Source organism: Microbacterium sp. NPDC056003 (assembly GCF_042274785.1).
Taxonomy (GTDB): Bacteria; Actinomycetota; Actinomycetes; order Actinomycetales; family Microbacteriaceae; genus Microbacterium.
Genome location: NZ_JBHJXQ010000008.1, coordinates 1 through 1,282 on the forward strand (window position 1 = coordinate 1; position 1,282 = coordinate 1,282).

At 55.0% G+C, this 1,282-nt stretch carries 2 rRNA genes; both read left to right on the plus strand.

Annotation, left to right across the window (positions count from 1 at the left end):
- Positions 1-1,016 (plus strand): 23S ribosomal RNA (locus tag ACFC1W_RS15970); the annotation flags it as partial.
- Between the two features lie 104 nt (positions 1,017-1,120).
- Positions 1,121-1,237 (plus strand): 5S ribosomal RNA (gene rrf / locus ACFC1W_RS15975).
- Positions 1,238-1,282 lie beyond the last annotated feature (45 nt).

Here is a 1,282-nt window from a genome sequence, read left to right on the forward strand (position 1 = left end):
AGAATTTAAGCCCCAGTAAACGGCGGTGGTAACTATAACCATCCTAAGGTAGCGAAATTCCTTGTCGGGTAAGTTCCGACCTGCACGAATGGCGTAACGACTTCCCAACTGTCTCAACCGCGAACTCGGCGAAATTGCACTACGAGTAAAGATGCTCGTTACGCGCAGCAGGACGGAAAGACCCCGTGACCTTTACTACAGCTTGGTATTGGTGTTCGGTGTGGCTTGTGTAGGATAGGTGGGAGACTGTGAAGCGGTGACGCCAGTTACCGTGGAGTCATTGTTGAAATACCACTCTGGTCACTCTGGATATCTAACTTAGAACCGTAATCCGGTTCAGGGACAGTGCCTGGTGGGTAGTTTAACTGGGGCGGTTGCCTCCCAAAAAGTAACGGAGGCGCCCAAAGGTTCCCTCAACCTGGTTGGCAATCAGGTGGCGAGTGTAAGTGCACAAGGGAGCTTGACTGTGAGACTGACAGGTCGAGCAGGGACGAAAGTCGGGACTAGTGATCCGGCAGTGGCTTGTGGAAGCGCTGTCGCTCAACGGATAAAAGGTACCTCGGGGATAACAGGCTGATCTTGCCCAAGAGTCCATATCGACGGCATGGTTTGGCACCTCGATGTCGGCTCGTCGCATCCTGGGGCTGGAGTAGGTCCCAAGGGTTGGGCTGTTCGCCCATTAAAGCGGTACGCGAGCTGGGTTTAGAACGTCGTGAGACAGTTCGGTCCCTATCCGCTGCGCGCGTAGGAAGTTTGAGAGGATCTGACCCTAGTACGAGAGGACCGGGTTGGACGAACCTCTGGTGTGTCAGTTGTTCCGCCAGGAGCACCGCTGATTAGCTACGTTCGGGATGGATAACCGCTGAAAGCATCTAAGCGGGAAGCCGGCCTCAAGATGAGACTTCCATGCCTTCGGGCGAGAGGCTCCCAGCCAGACTACTGGGTTGATAGGCCAGATGTGGAAGCGTGGCAACACGTGCAGCTGACTGGTACTAATAAGCCGATGACTTGATAACACACCGTTCAAGGTGCTTGCGTCCACTGAGTGGTTCTCGATGTACGGTCGAGAACCGCACCAAACAATCAATCGTTTGTGTGCAGACTGAAACATCAATAGTGTTTCGGCGGCCATAGCGAGAGGGAAACGCCCGGTCACATTCCGAACCCGGAAGCTAAGCCTCTCAGCGCCGATGGTACTGCAGGGGGGACCCTGTGGGAGAGTAGGACACCGCCGGACTTCCATTACCGAAATGGCCACCCAACGCAGGGTGGCCATTTCGCG